Here is a 4280-nt window from a genome sequence, read left to right as displayed (position 1 = left end):
CCCCCCCCCGCGACCGCGTTGACCACCGACGTCAGGACGTTCTTGACCGCGTTCAGGCGTTGCAGGGGCAGGCGCACGAGCAGGCCGAACACGCCGACCTGCAGGACGCCCTGGCTGGCGGCGAAGTAGCCGCCGTAGGTGCCCGTGGCGTACGCGCCCAGGACGAGGCCGGCCAGGCGCCGCGGCGTCACGACGGGCGTCAGCGCGTCCGCGGGGGCGGTGCCGTCCCGGCGGCGGGAGAGCCGCGTGCCGATCAGGGGCTGGAGCACCACGAGGAGCACGGCCAGCGCCACCAGGGCGGGGACGATCGCGCCGAAGGCCGCTGCGGGCAGGTGCAGCAGCAGGAAGGCCCCGGTGACGGCACCGAGCGCGGAGGCGGGCAGCAGGCGCAGCACCAGCGGGCCCAGCCCGCGCAGTTCACGCCGGTACCCCACCGCCCCGGCCAGGTTCCCGGGCACCAGGCCCATCGAGTTGGTGATCGTCGCGCTCACCGGCGGCAACCCCGCGGCCAGCAGCGCGGGGAACGTCACCAGCGTGCCGGAACCGACGACGGCGTTGATCGCCCCGGCGGCCAGGCCGGCCAGTGCCACCACGACCGCGTCCCAGGGGGACATCGCACCACCTCTCGCCACCCGCTTCGCGGGTGGTCCTCGCCGCCCGGCGCAGCGTAGGCGGGGTCCTCGCGGTGAGACGGGGCTCACCCCGCCACCTGCCGGGGTCGGGACCTTCGCCCCGCGAGCCGACCACCGCGCGTGCCGAGACTGGGAGCACCGGCACGAGGAGGAGAACGACCATGACCGCGACGACCGAACGCCCGGCGGGCACCACCACGGTGACGCACGACCCGGGTGCGCAGGACCCGGCGCCCTGGCGCGGGTTCACGCCGGGCCGCTGGTGCGAGCAGATCGACGTCCGCGACTTCATCCAGCGCAACTACGAGCCCTACACCGGGGACTCCTCCTTCCTGACCGGGCCCACCGACCGCACCCGCGCCGTGTGGGCGAAGCTCACCGCGATGTTCCCGGCCGAGCGCGCCGAGGGCGTGCACGACGTCGACGTGGACACCCCCTCGACCATCACCAGCCACGCCCCCGGGTACGTGGACCCCGAGCTGGACCTCATCGTCGGCCTGCAGACCGACGCTCCGCTGCGCCGGGCGATCATGCCCAACGGCGGGCTGAAGATGGTGCAGGACGGCCTGGCCGCCTACGGCTACGAGCTGCCCGAGCGCGTCGCGGAGATCTTCACCACGTACCGCAAGACCCACAACCAGGGCGTGTTCGACGCCTACACCCCGGCCATCCGCGCCGCCCGCCGCTCCCACGTCATCACCGGCCTGCCGGACGCCTACGGCCGCGGGCGCATCATCGGCGACTACCGCCGCCTGGCGCTGTACGGCACCGCGCGCCTCATCGAGGGCAAGAAGGCCGAGCGCGCCCTGCTCGACGCGCGCCCCAGCACCGCCGAGGTCGTGCAGCTGCGCGAGGAGAACTCCGAGCAGGTGCGCGCCCTGGACGAGCTGCGGCGGATGGCCGCCTCCTACGGGTACGACGTCAGCCGGCCCGCCCGCACCGGCCGCGAGGCGATCCAGTGGCTGTACTTCGCCTACCTGGCCGCGGTGAAGGAGCAGAACGGTGCGGCGATGTCCCTGGGCCGCACCGCCACGTTCGTCGACGTGTTCCTGCAGCGCGACATCGCCGAGGGCCGCCTGAGCGAGCAGGACGCGCAGGAGCTCGTCGACGACTTCGTCGTCAAGCTGCGCATCGTGCGGTTCCTGCGCACCCCCGCCTACGACGAGCTGTTCTCCGGCGACCCCACGTGGGTGACGGAGTCCATCGGCGGCATCGGCGAGGACGGTCGCCCGCTGGTCACCCGCACCTCCTTCCGCTACCTGCAGACCCTGTACAACCTCGGCCCGGCGCCCGAGCCGAACCTCACGGTGTTCTGGTCCCCGGACCTGCCGCAGGGCTTCAAGGAGTTCGCCGCCCGGGTGTCCATCGACACCAGTTCCATCCAGTACGAGAGCGACGACCTGATGCGCCCGGTCACGGGTGACGACACCGCCATCGCGTGCTGCGTGTCGGCCATGACGGTCGGCAAGCAGATGCAGTTCTTCGGCGCCCGGGTGAACCTCGCCAAGACGCTGCTCTACGCGATCAACGGCGGGCGCGACGAGATCAGCGGCGTGCAGGTGGCCCCGGTCGCCGAGCCGGTCACCGGCGACGTCCTGGACTACGACGACGTCGTGGCCAAGCTGGAGCCGATGATCGCCTGGCTGGCCGAGACGTACGTCAGCGCCCTGAACGTCATCCACTACATGCACGACAAGTACGCCTACGAGCGCATCGAGATGGCGCTGCACGACCTGGTCGTCGACCGCACCCTGGCGTGCGGCATCGCCGGGCTGTCGGTGGCGGCGGACTCCCTGTCGGCCATCAAGCACGCCACGGTGCGCCCGGTGCGCGACGAGACCGGCCTCGTCGTGGACTACGCGGTCGAGGGCGACTACCCCGCCTACGGCAACGACGACGACCGCGCCGACGACATCGCCCTGTGGCTGGTGCACCGGTTCATGCAGGAGATCCGCAAGCACGAGACGTACCGCGGTGCCCGCCACACCCAGTCGGTGCTGACGATCACCTCGAACGTCGTCTACGGCAAGAACACCGGCAACACCCCCGACGGCCGCCGCGCCGGTGCCCCGTTCGCCCCGGGCGCCAACCCCATGAACGGTCGCGACCGGCACGGCATGGTCGCCGCGGCGCTGTCGGTGGCGAAGATCCCCTACGAGGACGCCCTGGACGGCATCTCCCTGACCACGTCGGTCACCCCCGACGGCCTGGGGCGCACCACCGACGAGCGCGTGGGCAACCTCGTCGGCGTCCTCGACGGGTACGTGGCCTCCGGCGGTTTCCACATGAACGTCAACGTCCTGGACCGCGCCACGCTGCTGGACGCCATGGAGCACCCGGAGCAGTACGGCCAGCTGACGATCCGCGTGTCCGGCTACGCCGTCAACTTCGTCCGCCTGACCCGCGAGCAGCAGCTGGACGTCATCAACCGCACCTTCCACGGCTCCCTGTGAGGTTCGAGTGACCAGCACACCGGTCGACCTGGGGCTGCCGCCCGCGGTGCGCCCCGAGCGCACCGCGGTCCAGCCCCTGCCGGGCGGCACCCTCGACGGCGTCGACATCGACGCCGTCGAGGGCAGGCTGCACTCCTGGGAGCTCGTCACCGCCCTGGACGGTCCGGGGACCCGCCTGGTCACCTGGGTGAGCGGGTGCTCGCTGCGCTGCCGGTACTGCCACAACCCCGACACCTGGGACGTGCGCGGCGGCACCCCCACGACGGTGGGCGAGCACGCCCGCCGCCTGGTGCGCTACCGCTCCTTCCTGCGCGCCTCCGGCGGCGGGGTGACGGTCTCGGGCGGGGAGCCGCTGATGCAGCCGGCCTTCACCGCGGGGTTCCTGCGCAGGGCCAAGGAGCTGGACCTGCACACGGCACTGGACACCTCCGGCTACCTGGGGGCGCGGGCGAGCGACGAGCTGCTCGACGACGTGGACCTCGTGCTCCTGGACGTCAAGAGCTCGGACCCGGCCACGTACAAGCGGGTCACCGCCCGCACGCTGGCGCCGACGCTGCGCTTCGCGGAGCGCCTGGCCGCGCGCGGCAACCGGATGTGGATCCGGTTCGTGCTCGTGCCGGGGCTGACCGACGCGCAGGAGAACGTGGACGGCGTGGCGCGCATCGCCGCGTCCCTGGGGCCGGCGGTCGAGCGCGTGGAGGTCCTGCCGTACCACAGCATGGGCCGGTCCAAGTACGAGCGGATGGGTCTGCCGTACCCGCTGCCGGACACCCCCGCACCGACGGTGGAGCAGACCGAGCGGGCCCGCGACGCCTTCCGGGCCGAGGGCCTGACGGTCTTCTGACCGCACCGGGTCCGCCACCCGGGCGCCTCGTCAGCGTCCTCTCAGCGACCCCGTGGCACGGTCCACCTCGCAACAGCCGCGGGGTGGGAGGGGGCCGGCGTGACGGTCGTGGACGGTGGCGGGCACGCGCGGGTGCGGGGGAGCGCCGCACCGGCGGGTGGTGGGCCGGGCGGCGGGTTCCGCCCGGACGTGGAGGGGTTGCGCGCGGTCGCCCTGGGGATGGTCCTGCTCTTCCAGGCGGGGGTGCCGTTCCTCGGGTCCGGCCTCATCGGTGTCGACGTGTTCTTCGTCGTCTCCGGTTTCCTCATCACCGGCTTGCTGGTGCGCGAGGCCGAGCGCACCGGGGGCGTG

3 protein-coding genes and 1 pseudogene are annotated in these 4280 nt (G+C 72.9%); 3 read left to right on the top strand and 1 reads right to left on the bottom strand.

All coding sequences use genetic code 11. The features are described from left to right. On the bottom strand, positions 1-614 hold a 614-nt coding region (locus V9U69_RS09975; protein ID WP_337061575.1), incomplete at its 3' end, for a sulfite exporter TauE/SafE family protein. A 179-nt stretch (positions 615-793) separates the two neighbouring features. Here V9U69_RS09975 and pflB point away from each other — a divergent pair. From pflB to V9U69_RS09960, 3 genes and pseudogenes are all read left to right on the top strand, one after another. Continuing rightward, positions 794-3085 (top strand): formate C-acetyltransferase, encoded by a 2292-nt coding sequence (pflB, locus tag V9U69_RS09970; protein ID WP_337061573.1) that lies wholly within the window; start codon positions 794-796, stop codon positions 3083-3085. Positions 3086-3092: 7 nt separating this feature from the next. After that, positions 3093-3929, top strand: a complete 837-nt coding sequence (pflA, locus tag V9U69_RS09965) for a pyruvate formate-lyase-activating protein (protein WP_337061572.1) — start codon at positions 3093-3095, stop codon at positions 3927-3929. Positions 3930-4061: 132 nt separating this feature from the next. Beyond that, positions 4062-4280: pseudogene (locus V9U69_RS09960) on the top strand (hypothetical protein); the annotation flags it as partial.

It is taken from the genome of Kineococcus sp. G2 (genome assembly GCF_037154035.1).
GTDB lineage: Bacteria > Actinomycetota > Actinomycetes > Actinomycetales > Kineococcaceae > Kineococcus.
The sequence above is the reverse complement of the archived record's forward strand: the minus strand, read 5'-3'. Positions and strand labels throughout refer to the sequence as shown.